Below are 21,769 nucleotides of genomic sequence, written 5' to 3'. Positions count from 1 at the left end.
TCTCACACTTTAAAAATCATTGATTTTAAACCTTTGTCCTGTTCTTGAAAACCAAGAATGACATTTGGCCAGATGTCCATTTCTATTACTTAAAATTAATTAGTTATGGACGAAATATTAGAACGTCTTAAAATTATCGAAGCACACGTTTTAGACAGAAACATTATTGTAAAAAACGTATTGAGCTTTAACGAAGCCTGTAAATTTTTGGAATTGTCACAATCCCATTTATACAAGCTTACGAGTACCGGAACCATTCCGCATTACAAACCGAATGGTAAGAAGATTTATTTCAACAGAGTTGAACTGGAGCAATGGTTATTAACTAACCGTGTTGATTCACAAGATGAAATCGAACAGCAAGCTGCCGATTACTTAATTAAGAAAGGAGCGGTGAAGTTATGACTGAAATAATCGATTTACTCTTGGCACTCTCACAAGAAATAAAGGACTTAAAAGCACGTATCGAGTTGTTACGACATTCGAGAGCAGAAGTATTAAAAGATACGTGGATAGACAACCAAGACGTATTGCAGACCTTACACATCAGTAAGCGAACCTTACAGACTTTTAGAGATAACGGAACACTACCTTATAGCAAGGTAAAGGGTAAGTTTTATTACAAGGTTTCCGATGTGGAGCAATTGCTTCAAGATAACTATTACAACCATAATTTCAAGCAAGATGGAAGTAAGTAGAGAGGCAATTTTAGACAAAACACATTACGGCATAAAGATTTATGCCTACGTGTTAAGACAGTATTATCCTGAAACAACAGTCCTTTCTGTAAAAGGAAGAGACTGCGGGATAACCCGAAACCCTTTTAATGGAGGTAAAGAAACCTTACGGATTCATATTGATGGAGTAATGGCAACACATCGAGATACAGAACTAAAAACTTTTAACGGAGATGTATTTGATTTTGCACAATACCATTTTAGAATAACCGATGAAGAAGAATTGTTGCATAAGATTAACCAAGAGTTGCACCTAAATTTAGAAGTCAAGGAAAAAAGCGAATTAGATTGGCTGAATGGTCCAGACGATACCTGGTATGGGTATTGTAGCTTTTTCAAAGCACCAGTTCGCAATGTGTTTCCTGCGGAAACTATGCGATTACATCAAGTATTTGCATTAATCACAAGTGATAAATACAAAAGAATTACTGAAGATTTAAGAGCAATAACCGATGTAAAAGAAGCACGTAAATTCAAAGCGAATCGCTTTGATTACGTCACCTTTTCAGGAACGTTTGAAAAGCGAAATGATAGTAATTTGTTACAGCATTCCAATCTATTAACTATTGATTTCGACCATTTAGATAATCTTCAAGAGTTAAAAAAGCAATTACTAAACGATGAATACTTTGAAACCGAAATGCTATTCACATCACCATCTGGCGATGGCCTAAAATGGATTATCAGGATAGATGTTTCAGAAGTAACACATTCAGAGTATTTCACGGCAGTAGCCAATTACATTAAGCATACTTATAACATAGAGGTTGACCAGTCAGGTAAAGACGTTTCCAGAGCGTGTTTTTTACCATACGACCCAACAGCCTTTTTACATAAAAGACACCAAGCATTATGACAAAAATATTTAATCCGAAAGAATGGTTGGAAGTTCCAGAAGAGCAATCGCAACCAATAAGCAACAACGCAACAACTAATGTTGTTGCTGTTGCTGATAACGACATTGAAACCTATATTTCAGCAATTGAGCAATCAGGTACAGACATCACAGAGGATTATGCAACTTGGAGAGATTTAGGATTTGCTTTTGCTGAAGAATATGGAGAAACAGGAAGAGATTATTTTCACAGAATAAGCAAAAACTATGTAGGTTATGATTCAAAAGAATGTGACGAACAGTTCAATAAATGCCTAAATGCCAAAGGGCACGGCATTACCATTGCAACGTTTTACCATTATGCACATCAGGCAGGTATAAGACCAATGAAGCAACCAAATAACAACGAGGTTGCAACAAATGTTGCAACTGTTGTTGATGCAATAGAGCAAGCAATGCCAACAATACCAGATGAGGTATTTAATACCTTACCGAAGTTTTTACAACAAGTTGTAAATCCTGCGAGCAGTCAAGAGGAAAAAGATATTTTGCTATTGGGTGCTTTAACGGCTTTTAGTGCCTGTTTTCCTAAACTCTTTGGTATTTACGACCAACGTAAAGTTTTTGCTAATTTATATTTATTTGTTACCGCATCTGCATCTGCAGGTAAAGGCAGGCTTAACCAAATTAAAAATTTGGTAGATCCTGTACACAAGTTAAAACGAGAACAAGCTAAAGTGCTAAAGCAACAATTTAATACAGAAATGGCAACCTATAATATGAATAAAGGTAAAGATGAAAATTTAGAGAAACCCGGTAAGCCACCCGAAAGAATGTTGTTCATACCTGCTAATAATAGTGTTACGGGTGTCTATCAATTAATATCAGATAATGAAGGCAAAGGATTAATCTTTGAAACAGAAGGAGATACTTTGGCACAAGCATTTAAAAGCGATTACGGTAATTATTCTGATGGTTTTCGTAAAGCTTTCCATCACGAAACAATAAGCTATTATCGTAGAACAGATAGAGAATATGTGGATATTGAAAAACCCTGTTTGTCAACAGTGTTGTCAGGTACACCCAAGCAAGTAGCAACCTTGATTCCCAATGCAGAAAATGGTTTATTCAGTCGTTTTATGTTCTATTATATGAATATAAAGCCTACTTGGAAAAATGTATTTTCAAGCAACAAAAATGTTGGGTTAGATGATTACTATTCACAATTAGGTAATGAGTTTTTAGACTTGTATAAAACACTAAAGAATAACCCGGAGATTGAAATACGTTTATCCGAAACTCAACAACAGCAATTCAATACGTTTTTTGAATCCTTACAAACCAAATACATCAACTTACAACCGGAAGAGTATATTGCAACCATTAGACGATTAGGCTTAATAGCATTTCGATTAATGATGTTATTTACAGCATTTCGCATTATGGATGATGGTGATGTTAATCAAGTAAAAGAATGTGAGGATGTCGATTTCCAAAATGCGCTAACTATTATTTCTATTTTAGTAAAGCACAGCAGTAAAGTGTTCAACGATTTACCTATTGAACAAAAAGCGGTAAAGCGCCTAAATCGTAAAGAACGGTTTTTAGAAAGCCTACCCAAGCATTTTAGCAGACAAGACTATTTAGATTTAGCCACCAAACAAAACATCCCACATAAAACGGCAGAAGGCTACATTACCAAATTTGTAGAAGCAGGATTAATACATAGAGAAGCACATAATAGCTATTCAAATCCTGCAAAATCATTATAAGGAAATTGAGGAAACAAAGGAATTTGCGTATGTGTTTCCTTAAATCCTTAACTTCCTCACTTTCTGTTAATAACTGTTTATATCTTTTTGTTTTCCTTTAGCTTCCTTTTCTTAAATTAGACAAAATCTGACAAGTCTAATTAATGCTATTATGGAGTTTGGAGAATACATACGCTCATTGCGCGAAAAGCGCAATTTGTTATTAAGGGAAATGGCTGCAAACGTCAATATGGATGTGGCTTATTTAAGCAAGATTGAACGAGGAAACCGTTTGGCAAGACGAGAGCAGGTAATAGCATTTGCAAAAGAATTAAAAGAAGATGAGAACAAATTAATTAAGCTTTGGATGTCCGAACAGATTGTACAAATGATAAAAAACGAAAAGGACAGTACGGAAATCCTCAAAATAGCTGAAGAAAAAATTAGTAAGATTGAAAAGAATAGTAAATAATGTCAAGAATAAACGCACTTTCAAATTTCAGAAAAGATAACAATATTTTCTTTTTAGACTTGGAGTTACAAACCTTTCGCAATTATGCAAAGTTTGTCGAAGACCATTTTGATAGTTCCTTGACTAATCACGAAAAGGAATATACTGAAATAATGAAGAAAATTGAAGCAGAACCTAAAAAGTATGCGGATGAATATTTAAATCATTTACAGGATACTTTAGTTGATAAAGTAATCGAAATTGATAGGGATTTTGTGCAAAGTTTTAGGGCTTCAATGATTACACAATTGTTTTCTTTTATAGAACGGACTATTCAAGACGTGTGTAATTCTTATTGTTTAATGCATAATAAAGAGTTTGGTTTGGATGATTTACGTGGTAATAGTGAATTTGAAAAAGCAAAGTTGTTTTTAACAAGAGCTGCTAAAGTTGATATTAAAGAATTAGAACCTCATTGGTCATATATAAATAATTTAAGGAGAGTGAGAAATTGTATTGTACACAATAACAGTACAGTCTTTGGTGATGAAATTAGAAAATATAATACTCTAAAATCCTTTTCTAAAGGAAGATATATTTTATTGGAGAAAGATAGGGATATTGTTTATTACAACTTGGTATTTGACAACAAGAATTTTATTAATGAAATCATTGAAAATATATTAGGTCTATTTGAAAAACTTGAAAAGTACGATGTCTATTTATAACCTATAATCACTCACTATATGTAAATACAAAAACACCCCATTATCTATGCAAGAACACTTAAAAACCAACATACTCAATTTTAAATGGCCAAGTAGTACACCTGTCATATATCTATCGTTAGAAGATATTGAGGGTAGCCATCCCATCCATAGATCAAAGTTTTCAAAGCAGATAAAAGAGGCGTTTCCAGATACAGATTTATCAGGTTTAGAGCATATTTTTACCACATTTACCCAAGAAATACCCAATGCCCCAAGTATCAAAATAAACTTGGTAAAGGACAAAGAACTACGCATATACAAACAATTCCTGAAGCACCAATTAAAAACCTACTTTTTAGAAAAGGGTTACATCGTGGTCAAAAACTTTGTACGTGATGTACAGGTTTGGATGCCTTCAAAAAAAGGAAATACAGCAGACTATAATTTATACTATAAATTCTCATTCAAAATACTGTTTGCAACACTAACAGACTTACCAGAACTTGTGGTATCGTATGATGGTACGTCAAAAGTCCTCACAAAATCAGTTAAGGATATTGAGGAAACAGAGTATATTAAGCGTTGTGTGTATGGTCAAAAAACCTTCAATTACCAAATGAACCTTGATACAGAGAACAAAGAAGACTTTTACAATAACATAGATTTTAGTCAAGCCTTCCCAATATTCAATTTACAATTGGCAAGAGCTTTAAACATACCTATTGAAGAACCCGACAGACCAAAGAACAGATACCAAAAATACGTAGCACTCATCACTACTTTTGCTAAAAACTACTTGTTTACAGAAGAATTTAAGGCTTTATTTCCGTTTAAGCAAGATGCATTTATAGATGTTCCTGGCAATCGTATTAATCACATTAACCCCAATTTGGGCTTATTAGAGTTTGGTAAAGACCAATATGGTAATAAAAGAACCCATTTAGTGCCTAAAAAGGCAATGAACATTCTAAACCCTTACAGACGCCCAAGCAATCAAAATATCAAGATATTTTTCATTTGCCATACCTCACATAAAGATTCTGTGCTGTCTTTCTATCAAAATTTAAAAGAAGGTGTAAATACTGAAAAGAACTATTACAAAGGATTGGAGGCTTATGTAAATATAAAGGCTACAGCATCAAGAGAACATTTTATTGAGTTTACTAACGAAAACGACCCAATACCTGAAATAGTTGAACAGCTTGAAAGTTTAACTTTTGACCACGACAATGTAAAGTATGCAGCCTTTTACATCAGTCCTTTCGATAAGTTTACACCAGATCCTGACGATAGGGAAATTTACATCCGAATTAAAGAACTGTTTTTAAATGAAGGCATTGTAACCCAAGTGGTCGATTACGAAAAAATGATTGTAAACATCCAAGACCAATACAATTTTCAGTTTTCATTACAAAATATGGCATTGGCTATTCACGCTAAATTAGGTGGTGCACCTTGGAAGCTGGCAGTAACTGATAAAAAAGAATTGGTAATTGGAGTAGGAGCATTTACCAATCAAGGGGAAAACAGAAGGTATATTGCCAGTGCATTTAGTTTTCAAAATAATGGATTGTTTAGAAATTTTGAATACTTCAACCAAAACGAAACAAAACTATTAGCAGGTAGCATATTAAAAGCAATTAGAGATTTTACATCAGTAGCCCAAGCAGATAAAGTAGTCATTCATTTTTATAAAGAAATGAGCTACGAAGAACTGCAACCAATTATTGATGGTATGAACAAACTAAAATTAGGAGTGCCTTTATATATTCTGAATATCAATAAAACCGAAGCAGAAGATATGATTGCTTACGATGTAAATTGGGGTAATAAATTAATGCCTGTAAGCGGTACATACATTCGCATAGGAGTAAATAAATTTTTGCTTTTTAATAATGCACGTTACCCAAACGATATTTATTATGCAGATACAGATGGTTATCCATTTCCAATAAAGATAAAAATAAGCAGTCCGGATGAAGACGCTTTTGAAGATGTTGAGGTGATTGAAGAATTGTTAACCCAAGTATATCAGTTCAGCAGATTGTATTGGAAATCCTTACGCCAACAAAATGTACCAATTACCATAAAATATCCCGAAATGGTAGCCCAAATAGCACCTCGTTTCGAAAACGGTGTTCCAGAGGACGCTAAAGATACGTTGTGGTTTTTATAAATACTTTGCAACACCATTGCATTAAAATATTTTTATCTTTGTCTCAATGAAAGTTTTAGCACTCATATTATCTATTTATATCTTTGCGCTCAATTTAGTGCCTTGTGAAGATAATGGTATACCAGATAATGAGGTTAAAACCGAAATTTCTCAAGCGTTAGACAACGACCATCAACATCAAGGAGCAGATCTATGCTCACCATTTTGCCAATGCCACTGTTGTCATATTCACGTTACACATTTTAATGTTGTAGATTACAGTTTATCTAATACTGTTATTCCAACTCAATTATTCTATTATTTTGATGGTCTTGAAAAAGACTTCAATACTACCCTTTTACAGCCACCACAGGTTTAATGAATACCTGCGTATGTAGGTGTCTTATAAATTCAAGTAACCCATTTAAAATAGGTTGCTTATCTCTTTTATAAATTCATTATAACCATTCTTATGATCAATAAAATCATTGATTTTTCAATCAATAACAAATTCATTATTGGTTTGCTAACGCTTACCATTATTGGAGCAGGTATCTGGAGTATGACCAAAGTACCCATAGATGCCGTTCCCGATATTACCAATAACCAAGTTCAGGTAATAACGCAATCACCAAATTTAGGTACAGAAGATATTGAGCAGATAATAACCTACCCTGTTGAAGTGGCAATGAGCAATTTGCCCAATGTGGAAGAAATTCGCTCAATTTCACGCTTTGGTCTGTCAGTTGTCACCATTGTATTTGATGATGATATGGGTACATATCTTCCAAGGCAATTGGTAGCAGAAAAACTCAACGAAGTAAAAGAACAAATTCCTGCGGGTTTTGGAGAACCTACAATGGGACCTATTTCCACAGGTCTGGGAGAGATATACCAATACACATTAAAAGTAAAACCAGAATATCAAGATAAATATTCCATTTCAGATGTGCGTACAATGCAAGACTGGATTGTACAACGCCAAATGGCAATGGTTCCTGGTGTTGTCGAGGTCAACGCTATTGGTGGTAAAATAAAACAATATGAAGTTGCTGTAGACCCTAACGAGCTTAAATCTATTGGGATTACCATTACAGATGTATTTGAAGCCCTCGAAGCCAATAACCAAAATACGGGTGGTGCTTATATCGAAAAAAACCATCAGGCTAATTTTATACGAGGGGAAGGATTGGCAAGAAGTTTAGACGACATTAAAAAAATTACGGTTAAAACCATTAATAATGTACCTATTACCATTGGTGATATAGCAACGGTTCAATTTGGTTCAGCCATTCGTTACGGAGCATTAACCCAAGATGGCGAAGGAGAAGTTGTCGGTGGCTTGGTAATGATGCTTAAAGGTGCAAATTCAAATGATGTGATTGCCAATGTTAAAGAGCGTATGGTTCAAATACAAAAATCCCTGCCAGAAGGAGTTGTTATTGAACCACTTTTAGACAGAAGTAAGTTAATTAGAGAAACGACATCAACGGTTGCTACAAACCTTATTGAAGGGGCTTTAATCGTTATTTTCGTTCTCATTTTCTTGTTGGGTAATTGGCGAGGTGGCTTAATTGTAGCTTCAACCATTCCACTATCCTTACTGTTTGCATTTATTTTGATGAATGTATTTAATGTATGGGCAAACCTGATGAGTTTAGGGGCTATAGACTTCGGAATTATTGTAGATGGTGCAGTAATTATTGTGGAGTCTACGGTATTCCTTATCGCTTCCCAAGTACTTAAAAAGAAAAAAATAACAGCCAAAGAGCGTGATGAGGTTGCAGCATCGGCTTCCAAAAGAATGATGAATGCAGCCTTTTTCGGTCAGTTGATTATACTTATTGTGTTTCTTCCCATTTTAGCCTTACAAGGTATTGAAGGGAAAATGTTCAAACCAATGGCATTGACCTTTATTTTCGCAATGATTGGAGCTATGGTTTTGTGTCTTACCTATGTACCAATGATGTCTGCTTTGGTATTGAGAACACCAAAAAACAACAAATTATCTCATGGTGATAAATTTGTGCATTGGGTTGAAGATAAGTACAAACCTTTATTGGAAAAAGCACTCTTAAAAGGAAAATGGATTGTGGGAATTGCAGTGGCACTATTTGCGGTAACAGTCTTTATGTTTACCCGAATGGGAGGTGAATTTATCCCACAACTCGATGAAGGCGACATTGCATTCCACGCCATTTTAAAACCGGGTAGCTCGTTATCTGAAACAGTAGAAACCACTACTAAAATAGAGCAAATTGTAAAGTCAAAATTTCCCGAAGTCGAAAAAATTGTGAGCCGTATTGGTGTGGCCGAAATACCCACCGATCCAATGCCTATGGATTTAGCAGATGTATTCGTTATACTGAAACCTAAAAGTGAATGGACTACGGTAGAGACAAAAGACGAGCTTATTGAAGCAATGAAAGAAGCTGTTGAAATTATTCCTGGAGTCAATTATGAATTTACCCAACCTATAGAAATGCGTTTTAACGAGTTACTTGAAGGAGTGCGGGAAGATATTGCCATTAAGTTGTACGGCGAAGACATCGAGGTCTTATCTCAAAAGGCAGAAGAAATAACAAAAATAATTGCAGGAACACCGGGTATTGGTGATATGAAAGCCGAAGCCACAACAGGTCTGCCTCAAATGACTATAAACTACAGTAGAGATAAGTTGGCTCAATATGGACTGCAAATCAACACACTTAACAAAATGGTGCAATCGGCATTTGCAGGAGGAAATGCAGGCGTTATTTTTGAAGGCGAAAAGCGGTTTGATTTGGTAGTTCGTTTAAATCAACACAACCGTAAGGATATATCAGATATTCAAAATCTGTTTATCAATTTGCCTTCAGGGGCACAAATTCCACTTCGTGAAGTAGCTGATATATCTTATAAAGCGGGACCTATGCAAATAAGTAGGGACAATACCAACAGAAGAACCTATGTAGGCATCAATGTAAGAGGACGTGATGTAAAATCGTTGGTAGAAGAAATTAAAACCAAATTAGATGCACAATTAGAATTACCCTCTGGTTATTTTGTACGCTATGGCGGTGCTTTTGAAAATTTAGAACGTGCCAGTAACCGCTTGCAAACCGTAGTACCTATTGCCTTACTACTTATTTTCGTACTGATATACTTTGCTTTAAAATCAGTACCACAAACCTTAATGATATACATTGCTATTCCAATGGCTACCATTGGCGGTGTGGTAGCTTTGTGGTTACGAGATATGCCCTTTAGCATTTCGGCAGGTGTTGGTTTTATTGTATTGTTTGGCGTGGCCGTATTAAACGGCTTGGTAATGATAAGTGGCTTAAATGAATTGAAAGAAGAAGGTGTTACCAATTTAAAAGAACGGATTTTGGAAGGCACAAAACGAAGAATACGCCCTATTATGCTAACAGCATTTACAGATGTGTTGGGCTTTTTACCAATGGCTGTTTCAGCTTCGGCAGGTGCAGAAGTACAGCGTCCGTTGGCAACGGTAGTTATTGGTGGATTATTGACTTCTACATTACTCACTTTATTTGTATTGCCTATTTTATATCATTGGGTAGAGAATAAGACCTTTAGGTTAAAGCCGAACAAAAAAGTAGTGAGTGCAACCGCAGTACTGGTTTTAATGTTTGTGTTTTCAACTCGAAGTAATGCACAACAAATCACGGATACCTTGTCTAAAATCACTTTAAACGAAGCTGTTGCTTTATCTAAAAAGAACTATCCACTATTGAAGCAAAAACAATTGGAAGTTACCAAACAAGAAAACCTAAAATCCACAGCATATGATTTTGGTTCTACTCAAATCTTTACAGGAGGTGAAGAAGTGAAAGATGGAACAGGAATCTACACAACGGTCGGTGTTGGACAATCAAATATGGATGTGTTTGGAATCGGAGCAAAACGAAAACTGCAACAACAACGCATTGAGTTGTCTCAAAAAGCATTGCAATTATCTGAATTGGAGGTAGAACTGGAAGTGAAAAAAGCGTGGGCAAAATGTTATCAGTCTATGAGAAACTTTCAGTTGTACAAAGAGCTTGATTCCATCTATGGTAATTTTGAACAAGCAGTTACGCTGAACTTTGAAGTGGAAGCCATTTCTAAATTGGAGTATTCAGCGGCAAAAAATCAAGTGTTTCAAATTCAAAATAAAAAAGTACAGGCATACAGAGATTACCTCATAGCCATACAACAGTTAAATCTTTGGTTATTTGAAGACGAAATTTATACTGTATCAGAAGAATTGGAAAACATTGCAACGATTGAAACTGATAGCTTATCAACAAATGAACATCCAATGGTTACTGTTTCAGAAAATCAATTGAATGTCGCCGAAGCAGAATTGAGAGCGGCAAAAGCCGATAATTTACCGAAATTGAACCTTCAGGGTGGTTTACAAAAAGTTAATGGTAATTCAGGTTTTTATACCTATCAAGCAGGAATTTCCATTCCATTCCTGTCAGGTTCAAACAAAGCCCGAATTAAATCAGCAAAAATTGACAATGCTATTGCAGAAAGTAATTTGTTATTCAAAAAACAAGAATTACAATCACAATATGCACAAGCAAAAGAAAATTATTTAAAATGGAAACTGTCTTGGGAATTTTACGAAACACAAGTGTTACCGTTAACCAAAGACCAGAAATCAGGAGCGTTGTTGGCGTATAAGGAAGGAGAAATAGATTATACCACCTTTACACAATTGGTAAAAGAAGCCGTACAGTCAGAACTGGAAGCTCAAAACGCTTTATTCAATTATTTAGAAAGTGCATTTCAATTACAATATTTCAATCAATAACATTATGAAAAAAACAGCATACAAATACATCGCAGTCATTTTTGCAGCACTTTTTATGGTGTCTTGTGGCAATAAAAAAGACCATTCAGAAAATGATGGACTTTCTCACGATAAAACAGAACAAACCAGTGAAAATGAAGAACACCACGAAGAAGGCGAAGTAACGCTTAATCAGCAACAGTTTGATGCCTTAAAAATGAAAATAGACACCTTGGGCTTACGCAATATGAGTGGCTATGTTGAGGCAAACGGCACATTGGAAGTACCACCCCAAAACGAAGCTGCTATTACTTCTGTTATAGGAGCAAATGTAACATTCATAAAAGTCATTGAAGGCGATAAAGTTGAAAAAGGTCAGGTAGTGGCTTATTTGTCACATCCAAATATTATAGCCTTACAGACCGATTACCTAAACGCTTATAGCAATAGCGAACTTTTAAAGAAAAATTACGAACGCCAAAAAAAATTATACGATGCAGGAGTAGGATCTGGTGCTAATTTCCAAAAGGCAGAAGCAGAATACAAAGGTTCAACTGCATTAGTAAATGGTTTGGCAGCTCAACTGAAAATTTTGAATATCAATACAGCATCAGTTCGTAATGGGAGTATCGCTCAACAAATTCCGCTACGAAGCCCCATTGAAGGTTTTGTGCAAAAAGTCGAGGTTAAGACAGGGCAATATGTAGAACCACAAACTGAACTGTTCGAGATTGTAAACACACACCACGTGCACGCAGATTTAATGGTGTTTGAAAAAGATGTCTATAAAGTAAAACAAGGGCAAAAGGTAACTTTTAGTGTGCAATCCATACCAGATGCAGAACTTACGGCCGAGATTTACTCGGTAAGCAAAACCTTTGAAGACAACCCTAAAGCGGTTCACGTGCACGCCGAAATAGAAAATAAATCAGGTAATCTCATTCCAGGTATGTACATTCAAGGAAGAATACAAACCGATAATGCTTTAACAAAGGCATTGCCTGAAAGTGCCATTGTAAAAGATGGCGATAGATTTTTTGTTTTTACGATAGAAAAAGAAGGTGAAATTTGGGCTTTTAAGCCTGTAGAAGTAATAACTGGAGAAAAAGATGGAGATTGGATTGAAGTTACTTTTTCAGAAGAAGTATCCGCTAATACCAAATTTGCTTACAATAATGCGTATTACCTTATAGCAGAAATGAAAAAAGGAGAAGCAGAACACGCTCATTAATTATGGAAACGATAGAACAAGTATTAGAGTCAAAAGATATTCGCGTAACAGCAATGCGGTTGCTAATTTATAAGTTTCTTGCGGAAAAGAATGTTGCAGTAACCTTAAGTGATATTGAAAATGCTTTTGGAAAAGCAGATAGAACAACGCTTTACAGAACAATAAAAACTTTTGAGGAAAATGATATTGTACATCAAATAGACGATGGCACAGGGATAACAAAATATGCGTTATGCGAAAAGGGATGTAATTGTGATATAAAAACCGATTTACACTTACATTTCCATTGTAACAATTGCAATGAAACGATTTGCCTAACAGAACATAAAATACCGCAAATTAAAGTACCTGATGGTTTTGTGTCAGAGAATGTAAATTTGGTGGTAAAAGGTATTTGCGATAAGTGTAGTGGCTAATAATTGCACTTCCATTGCACTTACTATTAAAGTACATTTATCCAAAATTAGTGGATATGAAGTTTAATACTAAAATACCTAAACATCTGAAACAGGCGTATAACGAAGAATTAAAACTATACAGTTTCTGTTTAGAAAATAAGCATTTTAGCAATGCTTGGTATCATTTAGAACGTAGTCATATAATAGGACAATCTTATCCTATAGAGCATACCTATTCACATTGGCTAATGCTAAAGTTTGGATTTAGACAAAAAGATACTAAAGAAGTATTCGGTCAAATTATTAGATTGCTTGTTGGTGGCTGGAAATCATTTATAAATCACGTTCCTCTTGGTAACACAGGTGGCGCAAACGTACCACCATTAAAACGTATGCCTATTCCAAATGACATTGAAAAATTATTATATATAGAATGAAAAATAAATTAGCGGTTACAAGTATCCTAACAGCAATCACAGCTTCATTGTGTTGCATCACACCTGTTTTGGCATTAATTGCAGGTACAAGTGGTGTAGCTTCAACTTTTTCTTGGATAGAACCATTTAGACCTTACTTAATAGGGCTAACTATATTAGTTCTTCTCTTTGCTTGGTATCAAAAATTAAAACCAGAAAAAGAAATCGACTGTGAATGTGAAACGGATAAAAAACCAAAATTTATTCAGTCAAAAACCTTTTTAGGAGTTGTAACAGTATTCGCAATAGTGATGTTGGCATTACCATACTACTCAAGTATGTTTTATCCAAATTCAGAGAAACAAATTGTTATCGTTGATAAATCAAATATCAAAACAACAGAGTATAAAATAAGTGGAATGACTTGTGCCAGTTGTGAAGCTCACGTAAACCACGAAGTAAATAAACTTAACGGAATTGTAAACTCAAAAACATCATACAAGAATGGTAACGCAATCATTGAGTATGACCAAACTAAAACTAATGAATTAGAAATTGAGAAAGCAATTAATTCTACGGGTTATAAAGTAACTGATAAAAATTAAAATTGATGCAAACTATATTAAAATCGGAAATCACTTGCCCAACCTGTGGTCATAAAAAGAAAGAAGATATGCCAACTAACGCTTGTCAATTCTTTTACGAGTGTGAGCATTGTAAAACGGTTTTGAAACCAATCGAAGGAGATTGTTGTGTGTATTGTTCTTATGGTACAGTTCCTTGTCCACCAATTCAACAAAACAAAAGTTGTTGCTAAAACAAAACTAAATGAAAAAAAAGAAAGTCAATTTAAGAGATTTAAAACCAAATTCAGAAGAACAACATTCTCACGATGATGGTCACGACCACGGAGATGGAAGTGCATTCAAGACATACATTCCTGCTATTATAAGTTTTGTTATGTTAATGGTAGGTATCGCTGTAGATTATTTTGATGCGATTCCTCAATTTGAAGGATTGATTCGAGTAGTTTGGTACACTTTAGCATATATTCCAGTTGGATTTCCTGTAATTAAAGAAGGATGGAAAAGTCTTATAAAAGGCGATGTTTTTACCGAGTTCTTTTTAATGTCTATTGCCACCATTGGTGCGTTTATCATTGGCGAATATCCCGAAGGTGTTGCAGTAATGCTATTTTATGCAGTAGGAGAATTATTTCAAAACGCAGCAGTTAATAGAGCAAAAGGAAATATTAAAGCCTTATTAGATGTTCGACCAAAAGAAGCTAATGTATTTCGTGATGGTGATTATATAAGTGTGTCGCCAGAAGCTGTAAATATTGGCGAGAAAATACAAATTCGAGTAGGTGAAAAAATTCCATTGGATGGTATTTTATTATCCGAAAAAGCATCTCTAAACACCGCAGCATTAACAGGCGAAAGCAAACCAGATTCTATTCAGAAAGATGCAAAGGTTTACGCAGGTAGTATCAATTTAGAAAGTGTTGTTGAAGTTGAGGTAACCAACACCTTTGAAGATAGTTCTATTGCGAGAATATTAGACTTGGTTCAAAATGCTACAGCTCGTAAGTCTAAAACAGAATTATTCATCAGACAGTTTGCTCGTATCTACACACCAATTGTAGTGTTTTTAGCTATTGGTGTAACTTTTATACCATACTTTTTTGTAGATGATTATGTGTTTAGAGATTGGTTATACAGAGCATTAATTTTCCTGGTAATATCTTGTCCTTGTGCGTTAGTGATTTCAATTCCATTAGGATATTTCGGTGGATTGGGAGCAGCTTCAAAAAATGGAATATTATTTAAAGGTGCTTCATTTTTAGATGCAATGACCAAGATAAATACTTTGGTAATGGACAAAACAGGAACGGTAACCAAAGGAGTTTTCAAAATCAAAAGCATTAAGACCTTTGATTGGGATGAAGAAGAATTTATGAACTATCTAATGGCAATGGAAGAGCAATCTACACATCCTATTGCTAAAGCTATTATGGAATACCAGAAAGGAACCAACAATTTTGAAGCAAATAAGGTTTCTGAAGTTGCAGGAAAAGGGTTAAAAGGTATGGTAAAAGGTAAAGAAGTTTTGGTTGGAAATAAGGCTTTAATGGTATCCAATAATATAGAAGTGCCTAATGAAACTGAATCTATCGTGGAATCTATTGTCTTGGTAGCTATTGATAATGTTTTTGCAGGTTATGTGGTAATTGCGGACGAATTAAAGGAGGATGCTAAAGAAACCATATCAAGTTTACATAGGGTAGGGATTAAAAAAATAATGATGCTTTCAGGAGATAAAGATTCCATAACTCAACAAGTGGCAAAGGATTTAAAAATAGAAAATGCCAAGGGAGGTTTATTGCCAGAGGATAAATTAAATGAAGTTGAAGCATTAAAGAAAAATCCACAAAATAAAGTAGCCTTCATTGGTGATGGTATTAATGATGCACCTGTTTTAGCAGCAAGTGATGTAGGTATAGCAATGGGCGGATTAGGTAGCGATGTAGCCATAGAAACAGCCGATGTTATCATTCAAACCGACCAACCTTCAAAAGTAGTGAGAGCTATTAAAATAGGCAGTTCCACTCGAAAAATTGTATGGCAGAATATCATTTTGGCTTTTGGTATTAAAGTAATTGTACTGATTTTGGGAGCAGGAGGTTTGGCAACAATGTGGGAAGCTGTATTTGCAGACGTAGGCGTGGCTTTATTAGCAATTCTAAATGCGGTAAGGTTACAGAAAATGAAATGGAGTTGAGCATTAAACTTCTGTTAATTAAATAAGTATTTGTTAAAATTTCGTAACTTTGCAATTACAATGAAAAAAGTATTGCATAAAATAATGGCTTTCGCAATGGCTTTTGTAGTGTTATTCTCTACAATGTCATTTACTGTGAATATGCATTATTGCGGAGATACGTTAGTAGAAACTGCTATTTTTCATAAAGCCAAAGGGTGCGGAATGGAAATGGAAAAGCCTTCAACCGAAGGATGTTCTATTACCAAGAAAAATTGTTGTGATGATAAACAATTAGCAATTGAAGGTCAAGACGAATTACAATTGCAAGTTGACAAAATCACATTTGAACAACAAGTATTTTTGGCTTCATTTGTTTACACTTACATTAACCTTTTTGAAGGTTTAGAAAATAACGTTTCTACTTACGAAGAATATAAACCGCCACTCGTCATAAGGCAACTCTACAAGATTGACGAAACATACTTAATTTGATTTTTAAACAATAGACTTTTTTATCCTATGACTGCAATGTCGTAAGGATAATTTGCTGTATTCGGTGTTTTTCTTACACCAATGTCTAACTGTTTAATAATCAAAGCCAATGCTCAATAAAAGCATCAAATTTTTAATAGAAAATAAACTCGTTGCAGTTCTGCTACTCGTCCTTTTTGTAGGATGGGGAACGGTTAATGCACCTTTCAATAGGGATACTGGTTTCTTACCAAGTAATCCAGTTGCTGTAGATGCCATACCAGATATAGGCGAAAACCAACAAATCGTTTTTACCAAATGGGATGGTCGCTCACCACAAGATATAGAAGACCAAATTACCTATCCATTAACCACATCATTATTGGGTATTCCTGGAGTAAAAACCATTCGTAGCTCGTCTATGTTTGGCTTTTCCAGTATCTACATCATTTTTGAAGAAGATATAGAGTTTTACTGGAGTCGAAGTCGCATTCTCGAAAAACTAAATTCCTTACCAAGTGGTTTATTACCTGATGGTGTTAATCCTGCTTTGGGACCAGATGCTACAGGATTAGGTCAAATATTTTGGTACACACTCGAAGGTCGTGATGAAAATGGAAATGTAACGGGTGGTTGGGATTTGCACGAATTACGTAGTATTCAAGATTACTATGTAAAATATGCATTGTCATCTGCAAGTGGTGTATCTGAAGTTGCATCTATTGGTGGTTACGTGCAAGAATATCAAGTTGATGTAAACCCAGAGTTAATGCGTCAATATAATATTGGCTTGCACCATATTGTAAAAGCAGTTAAAGAAAGTAACCGAGATATTGGAGCACAGACTTTAGAAATCAATCAAGCCGAATATCTGGTACGTGGTTTGGGTTATGTGAAATCCATAGCAGACATCGAAAATGCAGTTGTAACTTCAGAAGATTACACAGCTATCAAAATTAAAGATGTGGCAAAAGTGTCTTTAGGTCCTGCAACAAGACGTGGAATTTTAGACAAAGAAGGTGCAGAAGTGGTTGGTGGTGTTGTAGTAGCACGTTATGGCGCTAACCCAATGGAAGTGATTAATAATGTAAAAGCCAAAATAAACGAATTAAGCGCAGGACTACCTACAAAAACGTTGGCAGATGGTAGAACATCACAAGTAACTATAGTACCATTTTACGACCGTACAGAATTGATTCAAGAAACATTGGGTACACTCAATGAAGCCTTAACTTTAGAAATACTCATTACCATTTTGGTCATTATCATAATGGTATTTAATCTTCGTGCTTCCGTATTGATTTCAGGGCTATTACCTGTTGCGGTGTTAATGGTATTTATAGCAATGAAGCTCTTTGGTGTCGATGCCAATATTGTAGCACTATCAGGCATTGCTATTGCTATTGGTACAATGGTAGATGTTGGTGTCATACTTTCAGAAAACATCGTAAGGCATTTAGACGAAAACGAAAACAAATTACCAATAAACACAGTCGTTTACAACGCAACAGCAGAAGTATCTGGTGCAATCGTAACCGCAGTAATGACAACCATTATCAGTTTTATTCCTGTATTTACAATGATTGGTGCAGAAGGAAAACTATTTAGACCATTAGCATTTACTAAAACCTTTGCTTTAACAGCGTCCATAATTGTAGCCTTATTTCTAATACCACCGTTTGCGGCCTTTTTATTCCGAAAAAAGAGCATTCAAAAACATTTTAAATATGCTTTAAACGGTGTTTTAATAGTATTAGGAATAGCAGCAATAATTTATGGATATTGGTTAGGTGTCATACTCATCGCTTTTGGTGTCACAGCTTTATTAAATCTTCAAAACAAGATTTCAGATAAACAAGCAAACTTTGCCAACATCATCATTTCTGCTTCGGCAATTGTATTCTTATTAGCAGAATATTGGCGACCGTTAGGAGTAAACGAAAGCATCTTCTTAAACCTCATTTTTGTAGCTATTATTTGTTTTGGCTTGTTAGGTGTATTTGGATTATTCATTAAATACTACACACGTATTTTAAGATGGTGTTTAGACAATAAATTATTATTTCTTTCCATACCTACAGCAATTGTCATAGCAGGCTTTTTCATAATGAAAAACACAGGTAAAGAGTTTATGCCATCCTTAAACGAAGGTTCTTTTCTATTAATGCCAACTTCAATGCCACACTCTGGAGTAGAAGAAAATAAGCGCGTTTTACAGCAATTGGATATGGCAGTAGCCAGTATTCCAGAGATTGAAACCGTTGTGGGTAAAGCAGGAAGAACAGAATCAGCTTTAGATCCTGCACCATTATCAATGTATGAAAACATCATTCAATACAAACCTGAATATATGCTGAATGATAAAGGAGGGCGTCAACGCTATAAGGTCAACAATGATGGTGAGTATGTATTAAAAAACGGAATGTCATTGCGAGCGGAACAACGTGAAGCGTGGCAATCTCTAAATGTAAAAGAACAATTAATCCCAGACGATGATGGCGAGTTTTACCGAAACTGGCGACCAGAAATACAATCACCAGACGATATTTGGAACGAAATTGTAAAAGTCACCAAATTACCAGGCGTCACATCAGCACCAAAACTACAACCTATTGAAACCCGATTGGTAATGCTACAAACAGGAATGCGTGCACCAATGGGAATCAAAATAAAAGGGCAAGATTTAAAAGAAATTGAAGCTTTTGGAATGCAGTTAGAAACCATTTTAAAAGAAGCTGAAGGTGTAAAGGATGAAGCCGTTTTTGCAGACCGTATTGTGGGTAAACCGTATTTGCTAATTGATATTGATAGAGAAAAAATTGCACGTTATGGTGTAAGTATTGAAGAGGTGCAAAACGTATTAAAAGTAGCTGTTGGTGGTATGTCCTTAACCCAAACCGTGGAAGGTCGTGAGCGTTATGGCGTTCGTGTGCGCTACCCAAGAGAATTAAGAGCCAACCCAACCGATTTACAGCAAATTTACGTGCCTGTTGAAAAAGGTAGTCCTGTACCTTTAAGCGAATTGGCAACCATTCGTTACGAGCAAGGGCCACAAGTCATTAAAAGTGAAGACACCTTTTTAGTAGGCTATGTGTTGTTTGATAAAATGGATGGCTATGCAGAAGTAAATGTAGTAGAAAATGCACAAGCCATGATACAAAGTAAGATTGATGCAGGCGAATTAATAGTTCCAAAAGGCATTAACTATCAATTTACAGGAACTTACGAAAACCAATTACGTGCCGAAAAAACCTTATCGGTAGTTGTACCATTAGCATTGGCTATCATCTTCTTAATTCTGTATTTCCAATTCCGTTCGGTGGGTACATCCTTAATGGTTTTTACAGGGATTGCAGTAGCTTTTGCAGGTGGCTTTTTAATGATATGGTTATACGGACAATCGTGGTTTTTAAACTTCAGTGTCTTTGGTGAAAACCTACGTGATTTATTCCAAATGCACACCATTAATTTAAGTGTAGCTGTTTGGGTAGGCTTCATTGCTCTATTTGGTATAGCAACCGATGACGGAGTAGTAATGGCAACCTATTTAACACAAACATTTGACAGAAATTCACCAGAAACAAAAAAGGAAATTAGAGCCTCTATTGTAGAAGCAGGTGAAAAACGTATTAGACCGTGTTTAATGACTACAGCAACAACCATTTTAGCACTCTTGCCTGTACTCACATCAACAGGACGAGGTAGTGATATTATGATTCCTATGGCAATACCGAGTTTCGGTGGAATGTTAATAGCTTTAATCACCTTATTTGTTGTGCCAGTTTTATATAGCTTGAAAGCCGAAGTTCAACTTAAAAGAGCATCAAAATGAAATATAAATCAATACACATAAAAATCGTCTTGGCTCTTGGCTCTTGTTTCTTGAGTCTTTTTGTAAACGCTCAACAATTAGAAACATTAATTGATGAAGCGTTAGAAAACAATCCCGAAATTCAAAAATTTGAGTTGCAATACAAACGAGTTTCAGAAAAAGTGAATGAAGTCAACACCATTCCAAACACCGAATTTGGCGTCGGTTACTTTGTTAGCGAACCCGAAACACGCACAGGCGCTCAAAGGTTTAAAGTATCAGCAAAACAAATGTTACCTTGGTTTGGTACAATTACCTCTCGTGAAGATTATGTAACCGCATTGGCAGATGCGAAATACGAAGACATCGTTATTACCAAACGTAAACTAATGGCTTCAGTATCGCAATCCTATTACAAACTGTATGCAAACCAAGCAAAAAAGCAAATATTGAGTGATAATATTAAATTGTTGGAAACCTACGAAACAATGGCATTGACTTCTGTTGAGGTAGGTAAAGCGTCAGCAGTAGATGTATTGCGTTTGCAAATGCGACAAAACGATTTACAGCAATTAAAAGATGTGTTGCAACAACAGTTTTTAGCAGAACAAACTAATTTTAATAACCTTTTGAATAGGAAAAATGATGTTGTAGTTACTGTGGTAGATAGCTTAACAATTCCGATAGAAGATTTTGAAATCAATACTGAAAATTTATCAATACATCCTGAATTAGTAAAGTTTGATAAACTCTACCAGTCTGTAGAAAAGTCAGAATTACTAAATCAAAAAGAAAGCAGTCCAATGATTGGTTTTGGATTAGATTATATAAATGTTTCCGAAAGACCAGATATGAATTTCTCGGATAACGGGAAAGATATTGTAATGCCAATGGTATCGGTGTCAATTCCAATATTCAATAAAAAGTACAAATCTATTTCCAAACAAAACGAACTGGAACAGCAAGAAATCAATTATCAAAAACAAGAGCGTTTAAACAATTTAAAAACGGTATTAGATAAAGCTATTAACGACCGAATTTCAGCAAGAATAAGCAATAATACAGCAACAAAAAACCTAAAACAAGCTAAAGATGCAGAGCAAATTCTCATCAAAAGCTACGAAACTGGCACGATTGATTTTAACGATGTCCTTGATATTCAAGAATTGCAGTTAAAGTTTCAAATGAACCAAATAGAATCCATTAAAACCTACTATGTTCAAAGTGTCATAATTAATTATTTAATTCAGTAAA

General features: G+C 35.1%; 18 protein-coding genes. All 18 read left to right on the top strand.

The window, feature by feature from the left end; genetic code table 11:
* Window positions 1–105 precede the first annotated feature (105 nt).
* The 18 genes from A8975_RS10095 (at window position 106) to A8975_RS10010 (ending at window position 21,768) form a co-directional block, all read left to right on the top strand.
* Window positions 106–405 (top strand): helix-turn-helix domain-containing protein, encoded by a 300-nt coding sequence (locus tag A8975_RS10095; protein ID WP_132704074.1) that lies wholly within the window; start codon window positions 106–108, stop codon window positions 403–405.
* Window positions 402–698 (top strand): helix-turn-helix domain-containing protein, encoded by a 297-nt coding sequence (locus tag A8975_RS10090; RefSeq protein ID WP_134200242.1) that lies wholly within the window; start codon window positions 402–404, stop codon window positions 696–698. Before A8975_RS10095 ends, A8975_RS10090 begins: the two co-directional genes overlap by 4 nt.
* Window positions 685–1,593: a BT4734/BF3469 family protein gene (locus A8975_RS14670; RefSeq protein WP_134200240.1), complete on the top strand. Its 909-nt coding sequence runs from the start codon at window positions 685–687 to the stop codon at window positions 1,591–1,593. Before A8975_RS10090 ends, A8975_RS14670 begins: the two co-directional genes overlap by 14 nt.
* Window positions 1,590–3,344 carry a DUF3987 domain-containing protein gene (locus A8975_RS10080; RefSeq protein WP_134200238.1) on the top strand — a complete coding sequence of 585 codons (1,755 nt, stop codon included), beginning with the start codon at window positions 1,590–1,592 and terminating at the stop codon, window positions 3,342–3,344. Before A8975_RS14670 ends, A8975_RS10080 begins: the two co-directional genes overlap by 4 nt.
* A 151-nt stretch (window positions 3,345–3,495) precedes the next feature.
* Window positions 3,496–3,795: a helix-turn-helix domain-containing protein gene (locus A8975_RS10075; RefSeq protein ID WP_134200236.1), complete on the top strand. Its 300-nt coding sequence runs from the start codon at window positions 3,496–3,498 to the stop codon at window positions 3,793–3,795.
* A complete protein-coding gene (locus A8975_RS10070) occupies window positions 3,795–4,502 on the top strand; it encodes a hypothetical protein (RefSeq protein ID WP_134200234.1) in 708 nt (235 codons plus the stop codon). Before A8975_RS10075 ends, A8975_RS10070 begins: the two co-directional genes overlap by 1 nt.
* 46 nt (window positions 4,503–4,548) lie before the next feature.
* The gene (locus A8975_RS10065) at window positions 4,549–6,660 is read left to right on the top strand and encodes a Piwi domain-containing protein (RefSeq protein WP_134200232.1); all 2,112 of its coding nucleotides are present in this window, start codon (window positions 4,549–4,551) and stop codon (window positions 6,658–6,660) included.
* Between the two features lie 46 nt (window positions 6,661–6,706).
* Complete coding sequence (locus tag A8975_RS10060; RefSeq protein WP_062618764.1) at window positions 6,707–7,018, top strand: DUF6660 family protein; 312 nt, start codon at window positions 6,707–6,709, stop codon at window positions 7,016–7,018.
* Window positions 7,019–7,111: 93 nt separating this feature from the next.
* A complete protein-coding gene (locus tag A8975_RS10055; protein ID WP_134200230.1) occupies window positions 7,112–11,446 on the top strand; it encodes a CusA/CzcA family heavy metal efflux RND transporter in 4,335 nt (1,444 codons plus the stop codon).
* Window positions 11,447–11,450: 4 nt separating this feature from the next.
* Window positions 11,451–12,656 carry an efflux RND transporter periplasmic adaptor subunit gene (locus tag A8975_RS10050; RefSeq protein ID WP_062619728.1) on the top strand — a complete coding sequence of 402 codons (1,206 nt, stop codon included), beginning with the start codon at window positions 11,451–11,453 and terminating at the stop codon, window positions 12,654–12,656.
* A 2-nt stretch (window positions 12,657–12,658) separates the two neighbouring features.
* Window positions 12,659–13,072: a Fur family transcriptional regulator gene (locus tag A8975_RS10045; protein ID WP_062618769.1), complete on the top strand. Its 414-nt coding sequence runs from the start codon at window positions 12,659–12,661 to the stop codon at window positions 13,070–13,072.
* Between the two features lie 56 nt (window positions 13,073–13,128).
* Window positions 13,129–13,491, top strand: coding sequence for a DUF3703 domain-containing protein (locus A8975_RS10040; RefSeq protein ID WP_062619731.1), 363 nt, complete (start codon window positions 13,129–13,131; stop codon window positions 13,489–13,491).
* Window positions 13,488–14,075, top strand: coding sequence for a mercuric transport protein MerTP (gene merTP, locus A8975_RS10035; protein WP_062618771.1), 588 nt, complete (start codon window positions 13,488–13,490; stop codon window positions 14,073–14,075). The genes A8975_RS10040 and merTP overlap by 4 nt, the downstream gene beginning before the upstream one ends.
* A gap of 5 nt (window positions 14,076–14,080) precedes the next feature.
* Window positions 14,081–14,287 (top strand): GDCCVxC domain-containing (seleno)protein, encoded by a 207-nt coding sequence (locus tag A8975_RS10030; protein WP_076692386.1) that lies wholly within the window; start codon window positions 14,081–14,083, stop codon window positions 14,285–14,287.
* Between the two features lie 11 nt (window positions 14,288–14,298).
* Window positions 14,299–16,251, top strand: a complete 1,953-nt coding sequence (locus A8975_RS10025) for a heavy metal translocating P-type ATPase (protein ID WP_062618773.1) — start codon at window positions 14,299–14,301, stop codon at window positions 16,249–16,251.
* A 60-nt stretch (window positions 16,252–16,311) separates the two neighbouring features.
* Window positions 16,312–16,725, top strand: a complete 414-nt coding sequence (locus A8975_RS10020; RefSeq protein ID WP_241974209.1) for an HYC_CC_PP family protein — start codon at window positions 16,312–16,314, stop codon at window positions 16,723–16,725.
* 109 nt (window positions 16,726–16,834) lie between these two features.
* The gene (locus A8975_RS10015; protein ID WP_134200228.1) at window positions 16,835–20,536 is read left to right on the top strand and encodes an efflux RND transporter permease subunit; all 3,702 of its coding nucleotides are present in this window, start codon (window positions 16,835–16,837) and stop codon (window positions 20,534–20,536) included.
* Complete coding sequence (locus tag A8975_RS10010) at window positions 20,533–21,768, top strand: TolC family protein (RefSeq protein ID WP_129760625.1); 1,236 nt, start codon at window positions 20,533–20,535, stop codon at window positions 21,766–21,768. The genes A8975_RS10015 and A8975_RS10010 overlap by 4 nt, the downstream gene beginning before the upstream one ends.
* Window position 21,769 lies beyond the last annotated feature (1 nt).

Source organism: Meridianimaribacter flavus, assembly GCF_004366715.1.
Lineage (GTDB): Bacteria > Bacteroidota > Bacteroidia > Flavobacteriales > Flavobacteriaceae > Gaetbulibacter_B > Gaetbulibacter_B jejuensis.
This window is presented reverse-complemented; position numbering and strand designations above follow the sequence as displayed.